This window comes from Carnobacterium sp., from assembly GCF_045617425.1.
Lineage (GTDB): Bacteria > Bacillota > Bacilli > Lactobacillales > Carnobacteriaceae > Carnobacterium_B.
In genome coordinates, this window is the sequence record NZ_JAZLIO010000015.1 from 319,829 (window position 1) to 343,383 (window position 23,555).

The 23,555-nt window shown below is 36.8% G+C and carries 20 protein-coding genes and 1 other annotated feature; of the genes, 4 read left to right on the top strand and 16 right to left on the bottom strand.

Annotation, left to right across the window (positions count from 1 at the left end):
• The first annotated feature begins 293 nt into the window (after window positions 1–293).
• Window positions 294–1,016 (top strand): prepilin peptidase, encoded by a 723-nt coding sequence (locus ACKI3H_RS09080; protein WP_407371926.1) that lies wholly within the window; start codon window positions 294–296, stop codon window positions 1,014–1,016.
• Between the two features lie 88 nt (window positions 1,017–1,104).
• Here ACKI3H_RS09080 and ACKI3H_RS09085 read toward each other — a convergent pair whose 3' ends face one another.
• The 9 genes from ACKI3H_RS09085 to ACKI3H_RS09125 form a co-directional block, all read right to left on the bottom strand.
• Window positions 1,105–2,568 carry an NAD-dependent succinate-semialdehyde dehydrogenase gene (locus tag ACKI3H_RS09085; RefSeq protein WP_407371927.1) on the bottom strand — a complete coding sequence of 488 codons (1,464 nt, stop codon included), beginning with the start codon at window positions 2,566–2,568 and terminating at the stop codon, window positions 1,105–1,107.
• Between the two features lie 152 nt (window positions 2,569–2,720).
• Window positions 2,721–6,341: a DNA-directed RNA polymerase subunit beta' gene (gene rpoC, locus ACKI3H_RS09090; protein WP_407371928.1), complete on the bottom strand. Its 3,621-nt coding sequence runs from the start codon at window positions 6,339–6,341 to the stop codon at window positions 2,721–2,723.
• Between the two features lie 166 nt (window positions 6,342–6,507).
• A complete protein-coding gene (gene rpoB, locus ACKI3H_RS09095) occupies window positions 6,508–10,074 on the bottom strand; it encodes a DNA-directed RNA polymerase subunit beta (protein ID WP_407371929.1) in 3,567 nt (1,188 codons plus the stop codon).
• 291 nt (window positions 10,075–10,365) lie between these two features.
• A complete protein-coding gene (locus ACKI3H_RS09100; RefSeq protein WP_407371930.1) occupies window positions 10,366–10,974 on the bottom strand; it encodes a class I SAM-dependent methyltransferase in 609 nt (202 codons plus the stop codon).
• Window positions 10,975–11,086: 112 nt separating this feature from the next.
• Complete coding sequence (rplL, locus tag ACKI3H_RS09105) at window positions 11,087–11,452, bottom strand: 50S ribosomal protein L7/L12 (protein WP_407371931.1); 366 nt, start codon at window positions 11,450–11,452, stop codon at window positions 11,087–11,089.
• Window positions 11,453–11,524: 72 nt separating this feature from the next.
• Entirely contained in the window at window positions 11,525–12,025 is a 501-nt protein-coding gene (rplJ, locus tag ACKI3H_RS09110) for a 50S ribosomal protein L10 (RefSeq protein ID WP_407371932.1), read from the bottom strand.
• A gap of 59 nt (window positions 12,026–12,084) precedes the next feature.
• Window positions 12,085–12,212: a sequence feature (ribosomal protein L10 leader region), on the bottom strand.
• A gap of 51 nt (window positions 12,213–12,263) precedes the next feature.
• Window positions 12,264–12,953 carry a 50S ribosomal protein L1 gene (rplA, locus tag ACKI3H_RS09115; RefSeq protein WP_035020893.1) on the bottom strand — a complete coding sequence of 230 codons (690 nt, stop codon included), beginning with the start codon at window positions 12,951–12,953 and terminating at the stop codon, window positions 12,264–12,266.
• Between the two features lie 96 nt (window positions 12,954–13,049).
• Window positions 13,050–13,475, bottom strand: a complete 426-nt coding sequence (gene rplK, locus ACKI3H_RS09120) for a 50S ribosomal protein L11 (protein ID WP_013712049.1) — start codon at window positions 13,473–13,475, stop codon at window positions 13,050–13,052.
• A 121-nt stretch (window positions 13,476–13,596) separates the two neighbouring features.
• On the bottom strand, window positions 13,597–14,109 hold the full coding sequence (locus ACKI3H_RS09125; RefSeq protein WP_407371933.1) for a hypothetical protein: 513 nt from the start codon (window positions 14,107–14,109) through the stop codon (window positions 13,597–13,599).
• Window positions 14,110–14,215: 106 nt separating this feature from the next.
• On the opposite strand from ACKI3H_RS09125, the gene ACKI3H_RS09130 reads away from it, so the two are divergent.
• A complete protein-coding gene (locus ACKI3H_RS09130; protein ID WP_407371934.1) occupies window positions 14,216–14,998 on the top strand; it encodes an NRDE family protein in 783 nt (260 codons plus the stop codon).
• A 56-nt stretch (window positions 14,999–15,054) separates the two neighbouring features.
• On the opposite strand, the gene ACKI3H_RS09135 is transcribed toward ACKI3H_RS09130, so the two are convergent.
• From ACKI3H_RS09135 to ACKI3H_RS09165, 7 genes are all read right to left on the bottom strand, one after another.
• The gene (locus ACKI3H_RS09135; protein WP_407371935.1) at window positions 15,055–15,954 is read right to left on the bottom strand and encodes a glycine betaine ABC transporter substrate-binding protein; all 900 of its coding nucleotides are present in this window, start codon (window positions 15,952–15,954) and stop codon (window positions 15,055–15,057) included.
• Window positions 15,955–16,308: 354 nt separating this feature from the next.
• A complete protein-coding gene (gene nusG / locus ACKI3H_RS09140) occupies window positions 16,309–16,848 on the bottom strand; it encodes a transcription termination/antitermination protein NusG (RefSeq protein ID WP_407371964.1) in 540 nt (179 codons plus the stop codon).
• Window positions 16,849–17,039: 191 nt separating this feature from the next.
• On the bottom strand, window positions 17,040–17,219 hold the full coding sequence (gene secE / locus ACKI3H_RS09145; protein ID WP_407371936.1) for a preprotein translocase subunit SecE: 180 nt from the start codon (window positions 17,217–17,219) through the stop codon (window positions 17,040–17,042).
• 38 nt (window positions 17,220–17,257) lie between these two features.
• Window positions 17,258–17,410 carry a 50S ribosomal protein L33 gene (gene rpmG / locus ACKI3H_RS09150; protein WP_013712055.1) on the bottom strand — a complete coding sequence of 51 codons (153 nt, stop codon included), beginning with the start codon at window positions 17,408–17,410 and terminating at the stop codon, window positions 17,258–17,260.
• Between the two features lie 91 nt (window positions 17,411–17,501).
• Entirely contained in the window at window positions 17,502–18,443 is a 942-nt protein-coding gene (menA, locus tag ACKI3H_RS09155) for a 1,4-dihydroxy-2-naphthoate polyprenyltransferase (RefSeq protein WP_407371937.1), read from the bottom strand.
• 19 nt (window positions 18,444–18,462) lie between these two features.
• Window positions 18,463–19,530: an FAD:protein FMN transferase gene (locus ACKI3H_RS09160; protein ID WP_407371938.1), complete on the bottom strand. Its 1,068-nt coding sequence runs from the start codon at window positions 19,528–19,530 to the stop codon at window positions 18,463–18,465.
• A 168-nt stretch (window positions 19,531–19,698) separates the two neighbouring features.
• On the bottom strand, window positions 19,699–20,184 hold the full coding sequence (locus ACKI3H_RS09165) for an FMN-binding protein (RefSeq protein ID WP_407371939.1): 486 nt from the start codon (window positions 20,182–20,184) through the stop codon (window positions 19,699–19,701).
• A 698-nt stretch (window positions 20,185–20,882) separates the two neighbouring features.
• Between ACKI3H_RS09165 and ACKI3H_RS09170 the strand changes: the two genes are divergently transcribed.
• Window positions 20,883–22,727, top strand: a complete 1,845-nt coding sequence (locus ACKI3H_RS09170) for an FAD-dependent oxidoreductase (RefSeq protein WP_407371940.1) — start codon at window positions 20,883–20,885, stop codon at window positions 22,725–22,727.
• A gap of 234 nt (window positions 22,728–22,961) precedes the next feature.
• On the top strand, window positions 22,962–23,531 hold the full coding sequence (locus ACKI3H_RS09175; protein WP_407371941.1) for a Gx transporter family protein: 570 nt from the start codon (window positions 22,962–22,964) through the stop codon (window positions 23,529–23,531).
• Window positions 23,532–23,555: the final 24 nt, after the last annotated feature.

Consider the following 23,555-nt stretch of genomic DNA (forward strand, 5'->3'; position numbering starts at 1 on the left):
CGGTTCTTTTTTCAGCAAAAAAATAAGTGCTGCAAAACTGCAACCAACCAGTCTGTATAGTTTAAGGCCAATGTACCAGTCAGCACGACTGATAGACAGGAATCTGCGTACAAAAGCACCTTTTGAATCATAACATGGTCTAATTTTATTGTCAACAAGTTGAGTTGAAAATGCAAAAAGTTTTTTTATCTCTTTGGCACTTTTACTAGTATACTCCTCCTCATTATTTTTTTAAAGCTTTCTTTCTTAATTAACATATATTTATTATAAGTCGTTCATTTGAGGTGAAAAAAATGCTGATAAGTAGCTTGTCTTTACTGATCTGGTTTACAGGGTGTTGTTTGGGATCATTTTTGATGGTCATAGGAACGAGGGTCCCAATTCATCAATCCATTGTTTTTCCTCGCTCTCATTGTACAAATTGTCATCATACCTTATCTATTTTTGAATTGATTCCTATTTTATCTTACCTTATCCAAAAAGGAAGATGCCGTGATTGCCAACAAAAGATTTCTATTCTTTATCCGTTAGCGGAAATTTTTATGGGATTTGTTTTCCTGTTTATCTTTTCTACTTATCTATCTTTCCGAGTAGAAGGATTATTTATTACAGGAGTTGTTGCTTTCGGCCTCATCTTTATAATTTCTGATAGTTATTACCAACTTTTGCCAAATAAATTAATGACTTTATTTTTTTTATGGGTCTTTTTAGGCCGCTTGATTATTCACCCCTACCCGATTAGTTTTTATATCTTTAGTGGATTAGGTTTTTTTGGTTTCTTTTACTTTGTTTATCACTTCTCTTCTACTCCTATAGGTGGTGGAGATGTGAAGTTATTAGGAATTATTGCTTTATTACTGGGCTATCACTCAAGTATAGTTGCCCTTCTTATTGCATCTATGTCCGCTATTCTTGTATACCTTCCCTTACTGTTCAGTAAAAAAATTCCTTACAACTACCCGATTCCATTTGCTCCTTTTATTTTTTTAGGAACTTTCATTGCTTATTGCTTGTGACCCTATATAGGATTCAATCAAATCCGTCCATTCCATTTGATAGAGAACTAAAAAAAAGCTGAGGACAATGCCTCAGCTTTTTATGTTCCTAATCTAAATATTTTGTATGAACAAATTTCACTTCTAAAAATTCTTGTATACCATAACTTCCATTTTCACGGCCAACTCCTGAGTGTTTCACTCCGCCAAATGGTGCCTCAGAAGTCGAAATAGCTGTATTATTGACACCAACTAACCCATATTCTAAAGCTTCACTGACCTTTTCAGCTCGTTTTAAGTCAGACGTAAAGAAGTAAGATGCTAAACCAAAGATGCTATCGTTCGCCATTGTGATGACTTCATCCTCATCTTCAAAATCAATCAACGGAATAACCGGACCGAATGTTTCTTCATAGAAGATATCCATCTCGGTGGTCACTCCATCTAAGATCGTCGGCGCATAAAAGTAACCATTAGCGTAGTCTCCCTCAGTGAGTCTTTCGCCTCCTGCAAGCACAGTAGCTCCTTTAGTTTTTGCATCGTCGACTTGAGCTTGAATTGTTTCGATTGCCTCTCCGTTGATAAGTGGCCCTACCATGACATCCGTTAAACCATTACCGACCGTTACTTTTCCAACGGCCGCTTCTAACTTTTTAACAAATTCTTTTTTAACGGCTTTACTCACAAAAATACGATTCGGAGATGTACACGCTTGCCCATTGTTTCTAAACTTCATAGCAACAAGCCCATCTACCGCTTGATCAATATCTGCGTCGTCAAAAATGATGAACGGAGCATGACCTCCTAATTCAAACGAAATTTTCTTCATTGTTTGAGCAGATTGTTCATAGAGCATCTTCCCTACTTCAGTTGAACCTGTAAAGGTTAATTTTCGCACATCATCACTATCGGTTAGTGTCTTTCCAATTTCTTTTGATGGCCCGATAACGAGATTGGCTACTCCTGCTGGCAAGCCAACTTCGTGGAAAATTTCAAAAATCGCAATAGCTGATAATGGTGTACTGCTTGCAGGTTTTAGAATGACGGTACATCCCGCTGCAATAGCTGGAGCGATTTTCCGTACAATCATATTTGACGGAAAGTTCCATGGAGTGATTGCTCCAATGACGCCAACCGGTTGCTTTTTCACTTCATATTTGTGTTGATTAGGAGCAGGTATCGTTTCTCCATAAATACGTCGCGCTTCTTCTGCATTCCAATGAAGATTTTGAATATTAGTCAGGATTTCTCCTTTAGCTTCTTTTACTGGTTTCCCTTGTTCCAGGGTCATAATCAAGGCTAATTGATCTGCTTTTTCTTCAATCTTATCGGCAATTGCATGGATAAGTTCCACACGATCCGCCAGTTCCATACCTGACCATTTTGGAAAAGCTTCTTTAGCTGCTTGAATCGCTTTTAACGTTTCAGTTTCTCCACCTTGAGAAACTTGTATTAGTTCTTCTTTAGTTGCTGGATTGTTGACTGCTTTTTTTTCTAGTGATCCTTCGACCCATTGCCCGTTGATATAAAGTCCCGTTTGAATTTCTGGTAATTTTGCTTGTGTGTTTGCCACTAAAATCACTCCTTCAAATTATGGTGTCTAGTTCTTTTCATTATTCACCTTAACATATCTTAAAAAAATCCTAAACTATTTGCTCCTCTCATATCCTACAAAAGAGTACAAAAAAAAGCTCCTCATATAAATATGAAGAGCTCTTTTTCATGTTATTTAGGTTCCACTTGATCATTGATGCTGTAAACATTTTCACTTACAACGCCAACACCTTTAGGCTTCATTTTACGGTATTTAGCCATTCCAGTACCAGCTGGAATTACTTTACCAATGATAACATTTTCTTTCAATCCTAATAAAGGATCACGTTTTCCACGAATCGCAGCATCCGTTAAGACACGTGTTGTTTCTTGGAATGATGCAGCAGATAAGAAACTATTTGTTTCAAGGGAAGCTTTTGTAATTCCAAGCAATACAGGACGAGCTGTTGCAGGAATTCCGCCAGATACCAATGTTTCAAAGTTTTTATCTGTGTAGTCATGAATGTCAATTAATGTACCTGGTAAAATATCTGTTTCACCTGGATCCATTACGCGTACTTTACGTAACATTTGACGTACCATAACTTCGATATGTTTGTCGCCAATTTCTACCCCTTGCATACGGTATACTTTTTGTACTTCACGTAACAAGTAGTTTTCAACTGCAAGCACATCACGAACACGCAACAATTCTTTAGGATCAATTGAACCTTGGTCTAATGCTTCACCACGGTGAATAATATCTCCTTCTGCAACTCTCATACGCGCAGTAAACGGAACTTGATAAGAACGAGTATCCGTTTCTCCCTTGATCGTAACTTCTTTTGTACGAGCTGCTGGATTTTCATCAATTGAGATGATTTCCCCAGTAACTTCAGTAATCACAGCTTGACCTTTAGGGTGACGAGCTTCAAAAATTTCTTGAATACGAGGAAGCCCTTGAGTAATATCATCTCCGGCAACTCCACCTGTATGGAACGTACGCATTGTTAATTGAGTACCGGGCTCTCCGATTGATTGAGCGGCAATTGTTCCAACTGCTTCTCCAACTTCAACCTCAGAACCTGTTGCTAAGTTACGGCCATAACAATGTTTACACACACCATGTTTCGTATTACATGTAAATACGGAACGGATCGTTACTTCTTCGATACCAACAGCAATAATTTCTCTGGCAATGTCTTCAGTAATGATTTGGTTTTCGCCAATAATCACTGTTCCATCTTCAGGGTTAAAGACTGTTTTGCGAGTGTAACGTCCTAGTAAACGTTCTTCAAGCGGTTCAATAACTTCATTTCCTTCTTTGATTGCATAAATCACTAGTCCACGGTCAGAACCACAGTCTGTTTCACGAATGATAACATCTTGTGCAACGTCAACTAAACGACGAGTCAAGTAACCTGAGTCAGCTGTTTTCAAGGCTGTATCGGTCATCCCTTTACGAGCTCCATGGGTAGAGATAAACATCTCTAAGACAGACAATCCTTCACGGAAGTTAGATGTAACCGGCAATTCCATGATTTGACCATTCGGTGCAGCCATCAATCCACGCATACCAGCAAGCTGAGTAAAGTTGGAAATGTTACCACGGGCACCAGAGTCACTCATCATAAAGATTGGGTTAAGGTCATTCAAACTTTCCATTAACTTGATTTGAATTAGGTCTTTTGTTTTGTTCCAGATATCAATAACACGTTCATAACGTTCTTCATCCGTAATTAAACCACGACGGAATTGTTTCGTTACTTTTTCAACTTGTAAATGAGCATTATCCAGAATTTCTTGTTTTTCTTCTAATACTACGATATCAGCGATACCAACTGTAATACCAGCTTTAGTAGAATATTTGTATCCTAAATCTTTCATTCTGTCTAGCATTTTAGACGTTTCAGTAATTTTGAATCGTTTGAATACTTCAGCAATGATATTTCCAAGGTTTTTCTTCTTGAATGGTTTAACTAATTCTTGCGCTTGAATATGTGCAAGAACGTCTATACCCGGTTCAACAAAATAGCTGTCTGGAGTTTGAACTTCCAAGTTGCTTTGTGTTGGTTCATTCATATACGGGAATTCATTTGGCATGATATCGTTAAAGATCAATTTACCAACGGTCGTAATCATTAATTTCTCTTTTTGCCATTCAGTAAATGGTTTGTTTGGAATATCAGTTGGTTTGATTGCGATTCTAGAGTGCAAATGAACGTATCCGCTTTGGTAAGCAAGCATTGCTTCATTCAAACTACTAAATTGCATTCCTTCGCCTTCACGTCCTTCTTCTTCCATAGTCAGGTAGTAGTTACCTAAGACCATATCTTGAGAAGGTGTTACAACTGGTTTACCATCTTTTGGATTCAAGATGTTTTGTGCAGCCAGCATCAACATACGAGCTTCAGCTTGTGCTTCGTCACTTAACGGTACATGGACAGCCATTTGGTCACCATCAAAATCGGCATTATAAGCTTCACACACTAATGGGTGAAGACGGATAGCTTTACCTTCAACAAGAACAGGTTCAAATGCTTGAATCCCTAATCTGTGTAAAGTAGGTGCCCGGTTCAATAGTACTGGATGTTCACGAATCACTTCTTCTAAAATTGGCCAAATAGCGTCATCTTGACGATCAATTTTACGTTTAGCATTTTTAATATTGCTTGCGATGTCGCGTTCAACTAATTCTTTCATTACAAACGGTTTGAACAATTCAATAGCCATTTGTTTTGGTAAACCACATTGATACATTTTCAAGAATGGTCCAACAACAATAACTGAACGTCCTGAATAATCGACACGTTTACCTAGTAAGTTTTGACGGAAACGACCTTGTTTCCCTTTAAGCATGTGTGACAATGATTTCAATGGACGGTTACCTGGTCCAGTAACTGGACGGCCACGACGACCATTATCGATTAATGCATCTACTGCTTCTTGTAGCATACGTTTTTCATTTTGCACAATAATATTCGGCGCATTTAAATCTAATAAACGTTTCAAACGGTTGTTACGGTTGATTACACGACGGTACAAGTCATTTAAATCACTTGTAGCGAAACGTCCACCTTCTAATTGAACCATTGGGCGAATTTCTGGTGGAATAATAGGAACAACATCCATAACCATCCATGAAGGTTGGTTACCAGAATTACGGAATGCTTCTAAAATGTCTAAACGACGAATCGCACGTGTCCGTTTTTGACCAGTAGTTGTTTTTAAGACTTCTTTTAATTCGTCCACTTCTTGATCCAATTTAACATCATTCAAGAGTTGTTTAACCGCTTCTGCTCCCATTTCAGCATTGAATTCATTGCCGTATTGTTCACGTTTTTCACGGTACTCTCTTTCAGTTAACAATTGTTTCTTTTCTAATGGTGTACTTCCTGGTTCAGTTACTACATATGAAGCGAAGTAAATGATTTCTTCAAGAGCACGAGGACTCATATCTAATACAAGACCCATACGACTTGGAATACCTTTGAAGTACCAAATATGAGAAACTGGTGCTGCTAATTCAATATGACCCATACGTTCACGACGTACTTTTGAGCGTGTAACTTCTACTCCACAACGGTCACAAACAATTCCTTTATAACGAATACGTTTGTATTTTCCACAAGCACATTCCCAGTCTTTTGAAGGACCAAAAATACGTTCACAGAACAAACCATCACGTTCAGGTTTTAAGGTACGGTAGTTAATGGTTTCAGGTTTTTTCACTTCACCATAAGACCAACTACGGATTTTATCTGGAGAAGCCAAACCAATTTGCATGCTTTCAAAATTATTAACGTCTATCAAGGGGCTAACCTCCCTTTATTTTTGTGAGCTGCCCTACCTGCTCTATTGTTTTATTTATAGATAGTGGTATCTATCTTTGGTTGTCATTTGTTGGATGTCCTTAAAATGGATGCTCGAAAGACCAATTAAGTAACATTCACTTAAAGGCCAGTCAAGGATACCAGTCTTAGTCTTCTTTTAACCGTTCTTGTTCAGCTGCTTCAGCGCGGATTTTTTCTTGCTCTTCAGCATATTTGTTTAACGCATCCGGGTTCACGATGTCATCATCGTCATCCATATCGCGTAGTTCAATCGCTTCATCATTTTCATTTAACACTTTCATGTCTAAACCTAATGATTGTAGTTCTTTTACTAATACGCGGAATGATTCTGGAACACCTGGTTTTGGAATTTTTTCGCCTTTGACGATTGCTTCGTATGTTTTCACACGACCAACAACATCATCGGATTTGTAAGTTAAGATTTCTTGTAACGTATAAGCTGCCCCATATGCTTCAAGAGCCCAAACTTCCATCTCTCCAAAACGTTGTCCACCGAATTGAGCTTTACCACCCAATGGTTGTTGTGTAACTAATGAGTAAGGTCCTGTTGAACGAGCATGTAATTTATCATCGACCATGTGGGCCAATTTAATCATGTACATAACTCCAACTGAAATACGGTTGTCAAACGGTTCACCTGTACGACCATCGTATAAAACAGTTTTTGCATCAGCAGCCATTCCAGCTTCTCTAACGGTATCCCATACATCTTCATCGGAAGCTCCGTCAAATACTGGTGTTGCAATATGGATACCCAATTGACGAGCAGCCATACCAATGTGTAATTCTAATACTTGTCCAATATTCATACGTGATGGAACCCCTAACGGATTCAACATGATGTCAACTGGTGTTCCGTCAGGCATAAATGGCATATCTTCTTCCGGCATGATTAAAGAGACAACCCCTTTGTTACCATGACGTCCGGCCATTTTATCCCCTTCGTTGATTTTACGTTTTTGAACAATGTAAACACGAACTAACATATTTACACCTGGTGATAATTCATCCCCAGCTTCACGAGTAAAGATTTTCACATCATGAACTGTTCCGCCGCCACCATGCGGCACACGAAGAGAAGTATCTCTAACTTCACGAGCTTTTTCACCAAAGATTGCATGCAATAGACGTTCTTCAGCTGATAATTCTGTTACCCCTTTAGGAGTTACTTTACCAACTAACAAGTCGCCGTCTTTTACTTCAGCACCAATACGGATAATTCCCATTTCGTCTAGATCTTTCAAAGCGTCGTCTCCAACGTTTGGAAGTTCACGAGTAATTTCTTCAGGTCCAAGTTTTGTATCACGTGCTTCTGATTCAAATTCTTCAATATGAATAGAAGTGTATACATCATCTTTAACTAAACGTTCACTCATGATAATGGCATCCTCATAGTTGTACCCTTCCCATGTCATGAAGGCTACTAATGGGTTTTGTCCTAATGCCATTTCACCATTTTCCATAGAAGAACCATCTGCTAAGATTTCGCCTTTTTCTACTCGGTCGCCTTTTTCTACGATTGGGCGTTGGTTGTAACAAGTACCTGAATTTGAACGACGGAATTTTGTTATAGCGTATTTATTTAAAGCCCCGTTTTCTTGACGTACACGAATTTGATCTGCATCTACGTATTCAACGATACCATCATTTTTGCAAATCAATGCAGCTCCTGAATCTCGAGCAGCTACGTGTTCCATACCAGTTCCTACAAGTGGACCTTGAGGGTGGATCAACGGAACAGCTTGACGTTGCATGTTTGCTCCCATAAGAGCACGGTTACTATCATCATTTTCCAAGAAAGGAATACAAGCTGTCGCAACTGCTACTACTTGCTTAGGAGAAACATCCATATAATCAACGCGACTAATAGGAACTTCTAAGTTTTCTTCTACATAACGAGCTAGTACAATATCATTTGCAAATGTGCCGTCTTCATTTAATGGAGCATTTGCTTGGGCAACAACATAGTTATCTTCTTCATCGGCTGTTAGGTAATCAATTTGATCCGTAACAAGACCTGTTTCGCGATTCACACGACGATAAGGAGTTTCAATGAAACCAAATTTATTTACTTTAGCATAACTTGATAGACTGTTGATCAATCCAATGTTTGGACCTTCTGGTGTTTCAATCGGACACATACGGCCATAATGGGAGTAATGCACGTCACGAACTTCATATCCAGCACGGTCCCTAGTTAAACCACCGGGTCCTAATGCAGATAGACGACGTTTATGTGTTAACTCACCTAATGGGTTTGTTTGGTCCATAAATTGAGACAATTGAGAAGAACCAAAGAATTCTTTGATCGATGCTACAACCGGACGAATATTGATCAATTGTTGTGGTGTAACGGTAGCCATATCTTGGATAGACATACGTTCACGAACCACACGTTCCATACGAGATAACCCAATACGGAATTGATTTTGCAACAATTCACCTACTGAACGAATACGACGGTTTCCTAAATGGTCAATGTCATCTACGTTACCGATACCTTCTTGTAAGTTAAAGAAATAACTCATAGAAGCTAAAATATCTGCTGGTGTTGCATTTTTAGTTTCGTCTGCGATTACTTTATTTCCAATCATATTTACAACACGTTCTGGGTCTCTTTGAGAAAAGACTTTTACAACTTGTAATTCTACAGGTTCTGGAACGACACTGTCTTCTGATGGATAATACGTAACACTGTTTAAACCGTCATTTAGATAAGGTGTTAATTTATCAATTTGATCACGGTCTAAAAATGTACCTGACTCAACAATAATTTCGCCTGTTTCAGGATCAACTAATGTTTCAGCTAATGTTTGGTTGAACAAACGTGTTACTAAGTTTAATTTTTTGTTGACTTTGTAACGACCAACATTTGCTAAGTCGTAACGTTTTGGATCGAAAAAGCGCGCTGTTAACAAGCTTCTTGAGCTGTCAGCTGTTTTAGGTTCACCTGGACGTAGACGTTCATAAACATCTTTCAATGCTTCTTCTGTACGTGAATCTCCAGCATTTTTATGCAAATCTTTTTCCATTGTTAAACGAAGACTTTCGTTATCTCCAAAGATTTCAAGAATTTGATCATCTGATCCAAATCCTAATGCACGAACCAATACAGTCAATGGTATTTTACGTGTACGGTCTATACGAACATAAGAAAGGTCTTTTGCGTCAGTTTCGAATTCAAGCCATGCTCCACGGTTTGGGATAAGCGTTGAGCCGAAACCTTCTTTACCATTTTTATCCAATTTACCATGGAAATAAACACCAGGTGAACGGACTAATTGAGATACGATTACTCGTTCTGCTCCGTTGATAACAAAAGTTCCCATTTCTGTCATTAGTGGGAAATCACCGAAGAAGACTTCTTGTTCTTTCACTTCTCCGCTTTCTTTGTTGATCAAACGTAACTTAACATAAATCGGTGCTGAATAGTTTGCGTCATGTGACCGAGCTTCTTCAACGGTATATTTAGGTTCTTGCAATTGGTAATCTGTGAATTCTAATGATAGATTTCCAGCAAAGTCATCGATTGGAGAAATGTCCTTAAACATTTCACGTAATCCTTCATCTAAGAACCATTGGTAAGAATCAGTTTGAATTTCAATTAAATTTGGAAGCTCTAAAACCTCATGGATACGTGAAAAACTTCTACGTGTACGGTGCTTACCGTAATTTACTAAATGGCCTGCCAACCTGTTCACCCCTCAAACTGTTTTTAGTGTGGTCACTTCAAACAAATCAATACATTTCATTCATGTTACATTTATTAAAAATAAGTAACATGTTGAAAGTTTGCCTATTTTTTGACAAAAAAAAACCAAAAGATTCGTGAACTTTTAAAATAAAAATCCATTTCTTTTGTTTTCCTCTTCAAATCTGCTCTGGACAATATTTCAGAACAAATTTTTCTTCTTTAAGACACACTATATGCATTAGATTATTTTACATTATTTGCGTGTGTAAGTCAAGGAGATTTCTTAATTTTATTCCTCTTTGAAACTTTGGATAATCCAATAGCCTTTATCTTTGACGATTACTTTAGCATTGCCAAATTTTTCTTCCATTTTCGCTTGCGCACTCGGCGCACCTTGTTTCTTTTGAATCACTATTGTTAAAGTACCGTCTTTTTTAAGCAAATCAAAAGCACCTGTTAAAATACCATGTACCACCTTTTTTCCAGCACGAATAGGGGGATTGCTAACAATTGCCGCAAACTCTTCACCTTCTACAGACTCATAGACATCCGAGGTATGGATCAATACATTGGATAATCGGTTATTTGATGCATTTTGCTTAGCTAATCCTAACGCTCGCTCATTTACATCAACCATTTCCACTTTGCGTTCTGGATCTTCTTTAGCTAATGCTAAACCAATCGGGCCATATCCGCACCCTACATCTAAAATATCACCACTAGTCATTTTTGAAAAATCAAGCGTTTCTATCAGTAGTCGAGAACCGAAGTCCACTGTTTTTTTCGAAAACACTCCTGTATCTGTGACAAATTTAAACTCATTGCCACGTAGTGTATATGTCCAAGCAGCGGTTTCACTGGCAATTTTTGGATTATTTGTAAAATAATGATCTGACATGTGCGTCCCTCCTTAATGTATCTTTATTTTAACTTCTAGAATAAGTTAATAAAGAGAAAAAAGACACGCAGCAAAACTGCGTGTCTTCTCCTAAAGCTTAGTAGAGTTAAAATTATTTAACTTCTACAGAAGCTCCAGCTGCTTCCAAAGCTTCTTTCAAAGCTTCAGCATCTTCTTTAGAAATGTTTTCTTTGATTGCTGCTGGTGCTCCATCAACTAATCCTTTAGCTTCTTTCAAGCCAAGACCTGTAGCTTCACGTACAGCTTTGATAACTTTAATTTTTGAGTCTCCAGCAGAAGTTAATTCTACTGTAAATTCAGTTTGTTCAGCTGCTGCTGATTCTCCAGCTCCTGCTGCTGCTACTGGAGCTGCTGCAGTTACGCCAAATTCTTCTTCGATTGCTTTTACTAAGCCGTTTAATTCTAAAATCGTTGATTCTTTCAAGTCAGCAACGATTTGTTCAATGTTTAATGCCATTGTTGGTTTCCTCCATTATTGGTTAGTTTTTTTTGTTTCAACTTGCTTTATTTTCAAGAAAAATCGGCTTAATTAAGCTACTTCTTCTTTTGATTCTGCAACTGCTTTGATAGCAAGTGCAGTATTGCGAACTGGTGCTTGAAGTACAGATAACAACATTGACAACAAACCATCGCGGTCTGGTAATGTTGCAAGAGCATTGATCTCAGTAGCTGAAGAAACTCGTCCTTCAATTACGCCACCTTTGATTTCCAATGCCGCTGCTTCTTTAGCAAATTCAGCGATAATTTTTGCAGGTGCTACAACGTCATCATTACTGAATGCAATAGCTGTAGGTCCTTTGAAAACATCGTCCATTCCTTCTAAACCTGCTGCTTCTGCTGCACGGCTTAAAACTGAATTTTTGATAACTTTCATTTGAATTCCTGCCTCACGTAATTGTTTACGTAAATTAGTCACTTCTTCAACAGTTAATCCACGGTAGTCCATTACAACTACTGAAGCTGCTTCTTTAAATTTAGTTGATGCTAAATCAACTAGTTCTTGTTTTTTTGCGATTGCTGCTTGACTCATTAATTTTTCACCTCCTGATCGATTGGCTAGAATTTTTTGTTTTTCACGAACTACAAGCTCATAAAACGCAAAAAACTCTATGTCACCTTAGACATAGAGGGATAATTGTATGTTTTCACATATTCATCCTCGGCAGGAAATTAAGGCATCAGCCACCTACTGTCTTCGGTAATATTTCTCAACCTAGACGATTTTAACAATTTCCATCGTCTAGGTCAAGACTTTTAATAGTTATTTATTAAAACGATCCTGCATCAACTTTAACACCAGGTCCAAAAGTAGTAGTTACTGTAATGTTCTTGATGTATTCGCCTTTAGCAGTTGAAGGTTTAACTCTTAACATTGTATCGTTGATTGTTCTGAAGTTTTCAACTAATTTAGCATTGTCAAATGATACTTTACCGATTGGAGCATGAACATTTCCTGCTTTGTCAACACGGTAAGTAACTTTACCAGCTTTAATTTCATTGATTGCTTTAGTAACATCCATTGTAACAGTACCTGTTTTAGGGTTTGGCATTAGGCCTTTAGGTCCTAAAACACGTCCAAGACGACCAACTTCAGCCATCATGTCTGGAGTTGCAACAACAACGTCGAAATCAAACCATCCGCCATTGATTTTTTGAACTAATTCAGCTTCTCCTACGTAATCTGCTCCAGCAGCTTCAGCTTCTTTAGCTTTTTCACCTTTAGCAAATACTAATACTTTTTGAGTTTTCCCTGTTCCATTTGGAAGAACAACTGCTCCACGAATTTGTTGATCAGCTTTCTTAGGGTCAACGCCAAGTCTATAAGCAACTTCTACAGTTGCATCAAATTTAGCGTAGTCAACGTCTTTAATTAATGCTACAGCTTCTTCTAAAGAATAAGCTTTTAAAACATCAACTTTTTCAGCCGCTGCTAAATATTGTTTACTTTTTTTAGCCATAATTTTTTCCTCCTTGATTGTGGTTATAACGGTTTTACCTCCCACTTAATCCTTATGCTATTACGCATAAGGGATACTGAGAAGCGGAATACAGAATTAACCTTCTACGGTGAATCCCATGCTTCGTGCAGTACCTTCGATCATTAACATAGCAGAATCAACGTCAGATGCGTTTAAATCAGCCATTTTTGTTTCAGCAATTTCTCTAACTTGGTCGCGAGTTACTTTTGCAACTTTTTTAGTGTTTGGTTCACCAGAACCAGATTCAACACCAGCAGCTTTTTTAAGTAAAACAGCAGCAGGTGGAGTTTTTGTAATAAATGTAAATGAACGATCTTCATATACAGAAATAACAACGGGAGTGATTAATCCGTTTAGTTCAGCAGTACGAGCATTGAATTCTTTACAGAATCCCATGATATTGATTTGTGCTTGTCCTAAAGCTGGACCTACCGGTGGAGCTGGAGTTGCTTTCCCCGCAGGAATTTGCAATTTAACTAATTTAACTACTTTTTTAGCCACGTGACATACCTCCTTGATTGAGTCCGTGATGTGGTTAATGGGGTTAATATTTCCCCTCCCACATTTGACGCATACGTAAAACGTACCAAAATACTATACCATTCATAAAACTGTTTTGCAACTACTTTTTAAACTTGTTTGTCTTTTTCATTCGAGAACGGTAAACAGTTGGTTCCTCTGCTGGTTCGTTCGAAATCGACTCTCTTTTTTCTTCTATCGGAACTTGGGCAGTCTTCTTCGCCTTTTTCCTTTTTTTAATACGAGTATACACACTATACAACACACCCATTACAATGGCATAAATAGCGAAAAAGACAACAAATCCCCACAAACCCATCGCAGCATCTGCAAATTCCATATTCCCTCTATTCGTAATAGCTTGTTGGATTTCAATAGCAAAGACTAATACAGTCATCACTGTAAACGTAAAAACAAACGAAAGGATCGTAGCACTAAATTTCATTTTTTCAATAACCTTAATAACAAGATAAACCCCTAAAAAAAGCAGAATACCGATAATACCCATAACCCAAAAATGCAAGGCTTTATCCGTCATACTCATCCCAAACAACTGGTTGAGAATATCGTGTACCTCATTTACAATAGCTGCCAGTACTAGAATAAGTTCTTTCATTACTCATCACCTGCTTATTTCATTTTTTCTTATTATAACATAGGCTGGTTGTTTTTCTTAACCCACTCTTTAGCGTATAATTGTAAATAAAGTAGGTGAATCTATTATGTGCCTGATTGCCCTTCAACTTCACGAACATTCCCTCTACAAAATGGTTCTGGTTGCTAACCGGGACGAGGCATACACACGTCCGACTGCATCTGCTTGTTTTTGGAAGGACCATCCACAAGTTTTAGCCGGTAGAGATTTGTTACAAATGGGGACTTGGTTAGGCATTACGAAAGAAGGCCGCTTTGCAGCATTAACGAATAGCTACGATTCTGCTGTCAGCGTTCCCGAAAATCCTGTTTCAAGAGGCCAAATCGTGAGTGATTATCTAACGACTACTCAATCTGCACCAGACTTTTTATCCCATTTGCAAGATAAACACTTAGACTACGCAGGTTTCAACTTGTTACTAGGCGACATCGACCACCTTTGGCATTTTAATAATCATATGAATCAAACGAACTTTCTTAAAACCGGGATACACGGTTTGAGCAACGCTAGTTTGAATGATCCATGGCCAAAAGTGTTAAAAGTAAAATCTCATCTTCAACAACTTCATTTAAAAAGTATAGCCCTTGACCCAAACGACTTGCTTACAGCTTTTATGGACACCAGCTTACTACCAGGAAAAGACGCCTCATTTACTGACACCACTTCTTTACATCTAGAACAAGAAACTCCTCCAATTTTTATCAAGACTCCAGAATACGGAACAGTCTCCACAACTGTTTTATTAGTTGATCACAAGAACAATGTTACATTTATCGAACGCAGTTATTCTAGAGAAGGCATTACCGGAGAAGTAAACTATTCATTTAAGATTCCCTATAAGATTCCCTAACAAAAAAAGACTCGATCCGCTTAATTAACTAAACGGATCGAGTCTTGCTTTTTTTCCTATTCTTTTGGTTCTAATTCTTCAATAGAGTCAATATCCATATAGCTAGGAACCACTAACCCATTTTTAGCACCCGTTAAGTTCTCACCTAAATCAACGATATTATCCTTGTGCTTTTCATAAAAAGAGGCATGTGTTGTTGGCAACCATGGCGCAAGCGATACATCTGCTGATCCGTTTGCAATTGCTTCAAACAAAACTGCAGGATCAACATCTGTTACAGTGACATCATATCCTTGCCCTTCTAATACAGCTTTCGCCACAAGACTAGACGCTCGTTCAGTATCCCACGGCGTTGATACAAGTTCGATTTTTTCCCCATCTACTTTTTCAGTACCTTCAATCCACATATCCACTTTATCTTTATTCGCTTCTATCCAGTTCGCCGCAGACTCTTCAAAAGAACTTTCTTGTGCTTCAAACATTACAGCTTCCATATCTTCTACTTCCCACTGAAACGCATCAAGAATTTTGTAGGCATTAGGCATTTCTGCTTTGAAATCTACTCTTGCAATAGTATGAATACTCTCAATATCCCCCATAGTTACTTCTGGATCTTCTAAGTATTTTAAATTATATTCCGAAAACATCCAGTGCGGGGCCCATCCAGTGAAAATAATAGGTTCTTCATTCGCGATGGCTTTATCTAACAACGTTAACATTCCACCAGTCGAACTTTCTTCAAGTTCCCAGCCTGCTAGATTCTCATACCCATCTAAGGTTTGATGTGCCATTCCAGTTATTCCCGCTCCAGGTTCAATACCCGTAATAGTATAACTCACTTGTTCGCTTACCGTCTCATTTATACTATTTTCTGATTCGTTACCATCCGCACATCCACCTAACGCTAACACAGTAGATAACCCTAAAATGATTCCAATTGATTTTACATTTATCATATTTTCCTCCATTTATATTAAAAGCATTTCACTTTTTTATTCGGCTAATTTCCAGTGCTTAGCATCCTTACGTTAAGCACGGATAAGAACATTAACTTACTCGTAATTCATTAGTATAACCGACAACCTTATATACAATAAGTACTCCTATACTTTTCAGAATTCAATAAATCAATCGCTAATTTGCATATATTGTAATCTTAAGGCCTCCTCTTTTGAGAGTTGGTCATCGATTTTTCATAGCCATTAACAACGTATCATGAATGCTTTCGAGATTCAAATCGACAAAAAAAGAGTTAAGACAACTTACTTTGTCTTAACTCTTTTCCACTCTATTTTATGATGCTTATTAATTTAAAGTTTATCTGCTTGCTCAAAGTCTAATTCAGTACTTGTTTCACGACCAAACATTTCAACATTCACTTTAAGTTTTGCTTTTTCTAATTCAATTTCAGTAATTTTACCTGTAAGTCCACTAAATGCACCTTCAATAATCGTTACGGTTTCGCCAACTTCAAAGTTGATTTCTTGATGACGAGCACTCATTCCGATACGACGTAAAATAACTTCTATTTCAGAATTTAAAAGTGGCGCCGGTTTACTACCTGCTCCATGAGAACCCACAAACCCAGTCACACCTGGTGTGTTACGAACAACGTACCAAGAATCATCAGACATGATCATTTCAACTAAAACATATCCTGGAAATGTTTTTTTCATATTTGTTTTTTCTTTACCGTTTTTCACTTCTTTTTCTTCTTCTTCAGGGATAACTACTCGGAAAATGTAATCCCCCATACCCATACTATTTGCTCTAGACTCGATATTTTGTTTCACTTTATTTTCATATCCAGAATATGTGTGTAGCACATACCACTGTTTCGCACTTTCTATTTCTTCCACGCGTATCACTCCTCTTCAATTTTTGTTCTTATGTTATTTTCGATATTGGCTAGTTGGCTCATCTGTTTTTAAACATACAAAAAAACCTTCATTTACTTTTAAAGAAGGTTTTGTGCATTTATTCATGAGTTCATTATACCATCATGCAGAGCTTCATGCCAGTGGTTTATTTATCAGACATTTTATAAAATCAAATCTAAGAGGGCATCTATTCCAAAGTCAACAACCGCAAAGAAAAGAACAAATAATAGACAGACGACAAAAACAGTCAATGTATATTTTCTAAGTTCTTTACCAGTAGGCCATGTGACTGTTTTGATTTCTTGACGTACACCGCCAAAAAAGTTTTTTATTTTCTTCATGTTTATTCCCTCCAAATTGGTATCAAGACTTCTTTTTCTTACTTCGTTTCACGATGCAATGTATGTTGATTGCAGTATTTACAGAATTTTTTTACTTCTAAGCGTTCTGTGCGATTTCCTTCATTTACTTTTTTAGAATAATTTCTAGATCCACAAACAGAACAAGCTAAAGATGTTTTTTTTCCACTCATTTTTTCACCTATTCTCTCTATTGTACGGACGAATGACATCTTACTAAATTTACCATCACTCTTGAAACATGTCAATTCCTCTTTTTAAATTTTATTTAAATACTAAACTTATCGCTAACAGCACAACCTCGCTGGCACTAAATAAAATGATGTTTTTTATAGCAATGACAAACGTTTCTGACTTAACTTGCTTGTTGTTGTATGCAGCTAAATTTTTTCTCATAGGTATAAGGGTTATTAATAAAAGTAATAAAATAGGATGTAATAAACCCAATAAAACAGCTAAAACAATTACTACATAGCTCATGTAGACCAATGCATTAAACAATTGAATAGCTCGCTTTTTACCAATATAAAACGGTAATGTGTATCTGTGGTTAAGGATATCTTGTTCTAAATCACAGGTATTGTTTGCCAGCATGATATTGGCTATCAAGAATACCGTTGGTAACGACACAAAGAATAATACCAGAACAGACACCATATTTCCTTCTAATAGAAATAATTGGCCTTTAAACACTAAACTTAATAAATTAAAGTTTCTAACATTCACAAAAGCTGCAATAAAAAAGATACCAAAACCCATAGTCAAACCTGAGATAGGTTCTCCTAAGGGCATTCTCGAAATAGGAACCGGCCCAAAAGTATAAAAAATCCCAATAAAGAAACAAAGGGCTCCTAATATTAATAATACGATATTGGTTCTATAAACTAGCCAAAACCCTAGTAGCATTGCAATAATCACCATTCCGATAATGAGACGAATAACGAGTTTTTCTGAAAGTTTTTCTTGTCCGATAATATTTACTTCATCTCGATAGCCTTTATCTTTAGCTTTTTGATAATCCATCAAATTATTGATAGCTGTTGTTGCCATATCAAAAATCAACATCGCTACAAAGAACAGAAGCGTATTAAAAAAGTTAAATGCGTTAAAATAATAAGCTGTAAATAATGTTCCTAATAAAAAAGGAAACAGACTTGCTAACTTTGTCTGAATCTCTACTAATGTAAAAAAGGTCTTTATCGACATCATTATCCCTCTTTGATTTTTATTTTAATGTAAATGCATCATTTGTTAATTTAAAGGATTCTTTTAACCCATCTGACACATAAACCTCTTTATCTTTTGTTACAAATATTGCATCAACATCTTCTAATGCATTCACGTATTCTAATCCCTCTTTTAAACCTTTAGAAAAGAGCGAAGTTGATAGTCCGTCGCCGTCGATTGATTTTTTAGTGATCACACTGACTCCTGCCAACTCATTATCAAATGGATATCCTGTTTCCGGATTCATCAAGTGATGGTAATTCACTCCGTCAACTTCAAGAAACCGTTCATAAATACCTGAAGTAACGATTGACCTGTCACTCAAGGCTAAAGATCCTATAATCGTTCCACGCGTTTCAAACGGATCTTGAATCCCAACATTCCAAGCTGCGCCTTCACCTCTTGCACTATCTCCCATAACATAAACGTTTCCGCCTAAATCAATAATCGCAGTATTCACTTCATGTTCTTTTAACACCTTTACTACTTCATCTGTGATAAAACCTTTCGCAATCGCTCCTAAATCTAAGCGCATACCTTCTTCTGACAAATAGACGGTCTGAGCTTCCTCATCAAACTTTACCTTTGAGTAATCTACCAAGTTCAACGTTTCATCAATTTCAGATTGTTCTGGTTTTCTAGCATCATCAAAACCAATATGCCATAGTTCAGTAATGGGACCGACTGTCAAATCAAAACTACCTGCAGTACTTTCACTGTAATCATATGCTGCCTGCACTAAATAGTATAAATCATCCGATACTTTAACTGGTTCGATACCAGCTTGTTCATTAATTTTTTCAATCTCCGAGTTCTCGTTTCCTTCATCAACTGTAATCAAACCCGCTAGCTCCTCGATTCGATTAAAAGCCGCGTCTAACGCTTCTTGTTTGTCTTGATTATAGATGGTAACTTTCACAACGGTCCCCATCAAAAATTCTGTTCGCTCAAAGGGTTTTTTAGCTAGCGTACGCTCTTTTGTGTCTTCATTATTTCCACAACCAATAAGCAAGAATAATATCGCTAGTAGGGAAATCATTACTTTCATTATCTTATTTTTTTTCATTCAGCATACTCCTTGTTCTAAAAAAAATTGTATATTTTTTCACTAACTTTATTTAAAATAAACGGGTCCTAGAAATACATCCAAGACCCTCATATTATGTCATTTCTAACTGAATTTTTCAATCTTTATCAAAGAGGCACTTTGGATAATGATTGATTAAAATTTGTATTAGTTATCAATTTCAATTGTTTCTGTTTTACCTTCTTCTGCTGCATCAACTAATTGTTGTGCGTATTCAACAAATAATTCGTGCGAATGAGTTGCACCTGAAACGACTTCTACAGCTGATGGATCTTGTGCGTCTACTAAAGCTTGATTGTAAGCCGGAATGTATTCAGCAGGACCAGTTCCCACTTTATCTTTCATTGCTTTTTGGTATTCTGCATCTTTCGTTTTCAACTCTCCAGCATCATTTACATAATCATAAGTAGATTCTGTAATTTTTCCACCTTCAACTGTCATCCCAAAAACAACGCTCCAACCATTGTCATCAAGATTTTTCTCTTCCAATAGATAGCTTCCATCTTGCAAAGTTTCTGATGATGCAGCTACTGTACTTTCTTTAGTAGTTGTATCGTCAGAACCACATGCTGCTAGTACAAATGTTGAAGCCAAAATAACTGACGCTAATTTCAAACCGGTTTTAAATTCCATGCTATGTACCCACCCTATTTTTATAGTCTAGTCTTCCTAACGAAAGAACAATACGGCTACTTCATTTGGTTGACTATCCACTAATAGTATAACTATTTTATTTCCTATTGTCTATATTTTCACATGAATTTGCAATTTCTATTTAGCGTTCTTTTATTCTTTATTTCATTCCTTAAATAATCGTCTGTAAAATAACATTTTAAGTCAATTTTTGCATATCAATAAACCTAGTTCTACTATTAAATGATTATTTTTATTTTCACAATTAAAGTGACGTCCGTTTGGATTCTCTTTCTACATCAACATTTTAGTGCTGAACTGTTTATTTGTAGTACTATTTTTTTTATTTTTTTTTTAAGTATAAAGTTTATGCTTTTTCACTACTGACACTGAATTTGTCAATAATGTGACAACTGTTTTTGTTTTAGCATTTATCTTTTTCTTTGGTTTAATACGATTTAGAAAAAAAGATTGCGAATAATTTCATTAAAAATCATTTTTTTTAATATTTTTTATCTTTAAAAATAATTTTTGGGAAAAATATCCTTTAAAACATAGACATAATTATTTATTTTTTGTATAATATATTTATCAGATGGTTGTGAAACTTTTAACTAACTTGATAAGCACTTATTATTCTTCAATTTATCTATACTAAATATTTTTTTTAAAAAATGGTTGAAAAAGGAGCTAGAAAAATGACTCAAACAAATGTTGTTGTTGTTGGTGCTGGTTTTGCAGGGGTTGCTGCTACAAAACAGCTAGCAAAAAAACTCAAGAAAAATAAAGAGGTAACGATTACGTTAATCGACCGCCACTCTTACCTTACTTATATGACAGAGTTACACGAAGTAGCTGGAGGACGTGTTGAGCCTGAAGCCATCCAGTATGATTTACAACGATTATTTGCTCGTAAGAAAAATGTTAACTTAGTAACAGATAACGTTACAGCAGTTGACCACGATAAGAAAGTAGTAACAACTGAAAATGGTTCTTATTCTTATGACTATTTAGTTTTAGGTATGGGTGGCGAACCAAATGACTTTGGAACACCTGGAGTTAAAGAACACGGATTCACTCTTTGGTCTTTAGAAGACGCTATTCGTTTACGCCACCACATTGAAGCAACTGTTGCAGCTGCAGCTGTTGAACATGATGCTGAAAAACGTGCTGCTATGATGCGTTTTGTGATCTGTGGTTCTGGATTTACAGGTATCGAAATGGTCGGAGAACTATTAGATTGGAAAGATGTTTTAGCAAAAGAGTACAAATTTGACGCTTCAGAGATTGAACTGATCGTTGTTGAAGCTGCTCCAACTATCTTAAACACTCTTCCTCGTCAAGATGCAGATAAAGCTGAAAAATTTATGACGAAAAAAGGCATCAAAATCATGAAAGATTCTCCAATTATTAGTGTTGGAGCTGATTCCGTTTTATTGAAATCTGGTGAAGAACTTCCTACCAAAACATTAGTATGGACTGCAGGTGTTAAAGCTAACACAGACACAGCAGAATTTGGAATGGAACAAGCGCGTGCTGGACGTTTAGTTGCGAATGAGTTTATGGAAGCAAAAAATTTAGAAGATGTTTACGTTATTGGCGATCTTGTCTACTATGAGGAAGAAGAAGGAAAACCAACTCCTCAAATCGTACAAGCTGCTGAACAAACTGGACACACTGCTGCTGTTAACGTTGTTGCAGCTATTGAAGGAAAAGAAAAACACAAATTCGAATCAAATTACCAAGGAACAATGGTTTCTATTGGTTCGAAATATGGTGTTGCTTACTTGATGGATAAATTCCACCTTAGCGGATTTTTCGCTATGTTGATGAAACACATCGTTAACTTAAAATACTTCTTTGACATTCGTTCTGGTTACTACATGGTGCAATACCTGTTCCATGAATTCTTTCATATCAAAAACCAAAGAAATATTTTCCGCGGTCACCTTTCTCGTTATGGGAATGTTTTGTGGAGTGTTCCTTTAAGAGTCTTTTACGGTAGTATGTGGTGTTTTGAAGGGGTCAAAAAAGCCTTTGGTTTATTTGGTTCTCAAAGTTGGTTTGGCGATAATGTAGCTTTACCATTCTCCTGGTTACAAGATGTAACTAGTGGAGCATCCGAAGTAGTAGAAGAAGTTGCAGAACCAATTTTTGGTTTAAGCTACGTCTATGGCGAAGAACCTATGATGGTTTTCTCTAAGGCTCCTGATTGGTTTAACAGCATTATGGAATTTATGATTCCTACTCCAGAAGTTGCTTTGCTTTTCCAAAAATTCATGACTTGTGTAGAAATTGCTATTGGATTAGCTTTGATTGCTGGCTTGTTCACTTGGTTGGCTAGTGCAGCTACTGTTGCTTTAGTTGTCAGCTTTACATTATCTGGAATGTTTTACTGGGTAAATATGTGGTTCGTATTTGCAGCTATCGCTTTAATGAATGGCTCTGGTCGTGCATTTGGTTTAGATTACTATGTTATTCCTTGGATTCAAAAAATAGCCGGTAAATGGTGGTATGGTACACCAAAATCTTTATACAAATAAGAAAAATACGTTTCATATAGTAGCATGTTTGAGTGAAGGTAGGTCTCTTCTGCCTCCACTCATTTTATTATGTCTTAAAAGGTTACTAAACTCATGTGTAAAACGATAAAAAATGTTAAGATAGAAAGAAGAATCCAAACAATATTCTTCTTTGTCTCTTGTTATTTTTATTCAATTACTAAAACAAGCAAGCATTAGTTCAACTCATTTTATAGTAGATAAGGGCTGGTATTTATGACTAGAAATCAAAAACTTGTGTATATTGCATTATTGGCAGCTCAAGCTGTTATCTTAAGCTTAGTTGAACGAAGTATTCCCTTTCCTTTTGCCTTTGCTCCAGGTGCAAAACTTGGTATTGCTAACTTGATTACTATTGTTGCTATTTTCACTTTACCATTAAAGGATAGTTTTACAGTAGTTTGGATGAGACTTATTATGACCACTCTTTTAGGTGGTACACTATCAACCTTTATGTACAGTTGTGCTGGAGCTTTACTCAGTTATGTTGGTATGTTGCTAGTCAAACAACTTGGACCAAAACGTGTCAGCATCATCGGAATAAGTGCTACAGGCGGAATTTTGCATAATGTTGGTCAATTAGCTGTTGCAAGCTGGATTGCTCAAACATGGACGGTTATGCTGTACTTGCCAATCTTATCTTTTATGGGTATTTTATCTGGTATCGCTATCGGTATTGCCGCTAATTATTTGATGACTCATGTACGTACCTTAAAAAACTTCAAACATCAGACGCAACAACCCGCTAAAAAAAAGCGTCGCAACACCACTTACGTAAATTCTTAGACACTGCCATAACTTATGAAACGA

Coding starts and splice junctions, on each gene's coding strand:
- ACKI3H_RS09160 (WP_407371938.1), bottom strand. CDS start 19,530: ATGAAAAAAAATAAGATAATGAAAGTAATGATTTCCCTACTAGCGATA.
- ACKI3H_RS09130 (WP_407371934.1), top strand. CDS start 14,216: ATGTGCCTGATTGCCCTTCAACTTCACGAACATTCCCTCTACAAAATG.
- rpmG (WP_013712055.1), bottom strand. CDS start 17,410: ATGAGTGGAAAAAAAACATCTTTAGCTTGTTCTGTTTGTGGATCTAGA.
- menA (WP_407371937.1), bottom strand. CDS start 18,443: ATGTCGATAAAGACCTTTTTTACATTAGTAGAGATTCAGACAAAGTTA.
- ACKI3H_RS09135 (WP_407371935.1), bottom strand. CDS start 15,954: ATGATAAATGTAAAATCAATTGGAATCATTTTAGGGTTATCTACTGTG.
- ACKI3H_RS09165 (WP_407371939.1), bottom strand. CDS start 20,184: ATGGAATTTAAAACCGGTTTGAAATTAGCGTCAGTTATTTTGGCTTCA.
- ACKI3H_RS09125 (WP_407371933.1), bottom strand. CDS start 14,109: ATGAAAGAACTTATTCTAGTACTGGCAGCTATTGTAAATGAGGTACAC.
- rplL (WP_407371931.1), bottom strand. CDS start 11,452: ATGGCATTAAACATTGAACAAATCGTTGCTGACTTGAAAGAATCAACG.
- secE (WP_407371936.1), bottom strand. CDS start 17,219: ATGAAGAAAATAAAAAACTTTTTTGGCGGTGTACGTCAAGAAATCAAA.
- ACKI3H_RS09080 (WP_407371926.1), top strand. CDS start 294: ATGCTGATAAGTAGCTTGTCTTTACTGATCTGGTTTACAGGGTGTTGT.
- ACKI3H_RS09175 (WP_407371941.1), top strand. CDS start 22,962: ATGACTAGAAATCAAAAACTTGTGTATATTGCATTATTGGCAGCTCAA.
- ACKI3H_RS09100 (WP_407371930.1), bottom strand. CDS start 10,974: ATGTCAGATCATTATTTTACAAATAATCCAAAAATTGCCAGTGAAACC.
- rplJ (WP_407371932.1), bottom strand. CDS start 12,025: ATGAGTCAAGCAGCAATCGCAAAAAAACAAGAACTAGTTGATTTAGCA.
- rplA (WP_035020893.1), bottom strand. CDS start 12,953: ATGGCTAAAAAAAGTAAACAATATTTAGCAGCGGCTGAAAAAGTTGAT.
- ACKI3H_RS09170 (WP_407371940.1), top strand. CDS start 20,883: ATGACTCAAACAAATGTTGTTGTTGTTGGTGCTGGTTTTGCAGGGGTT.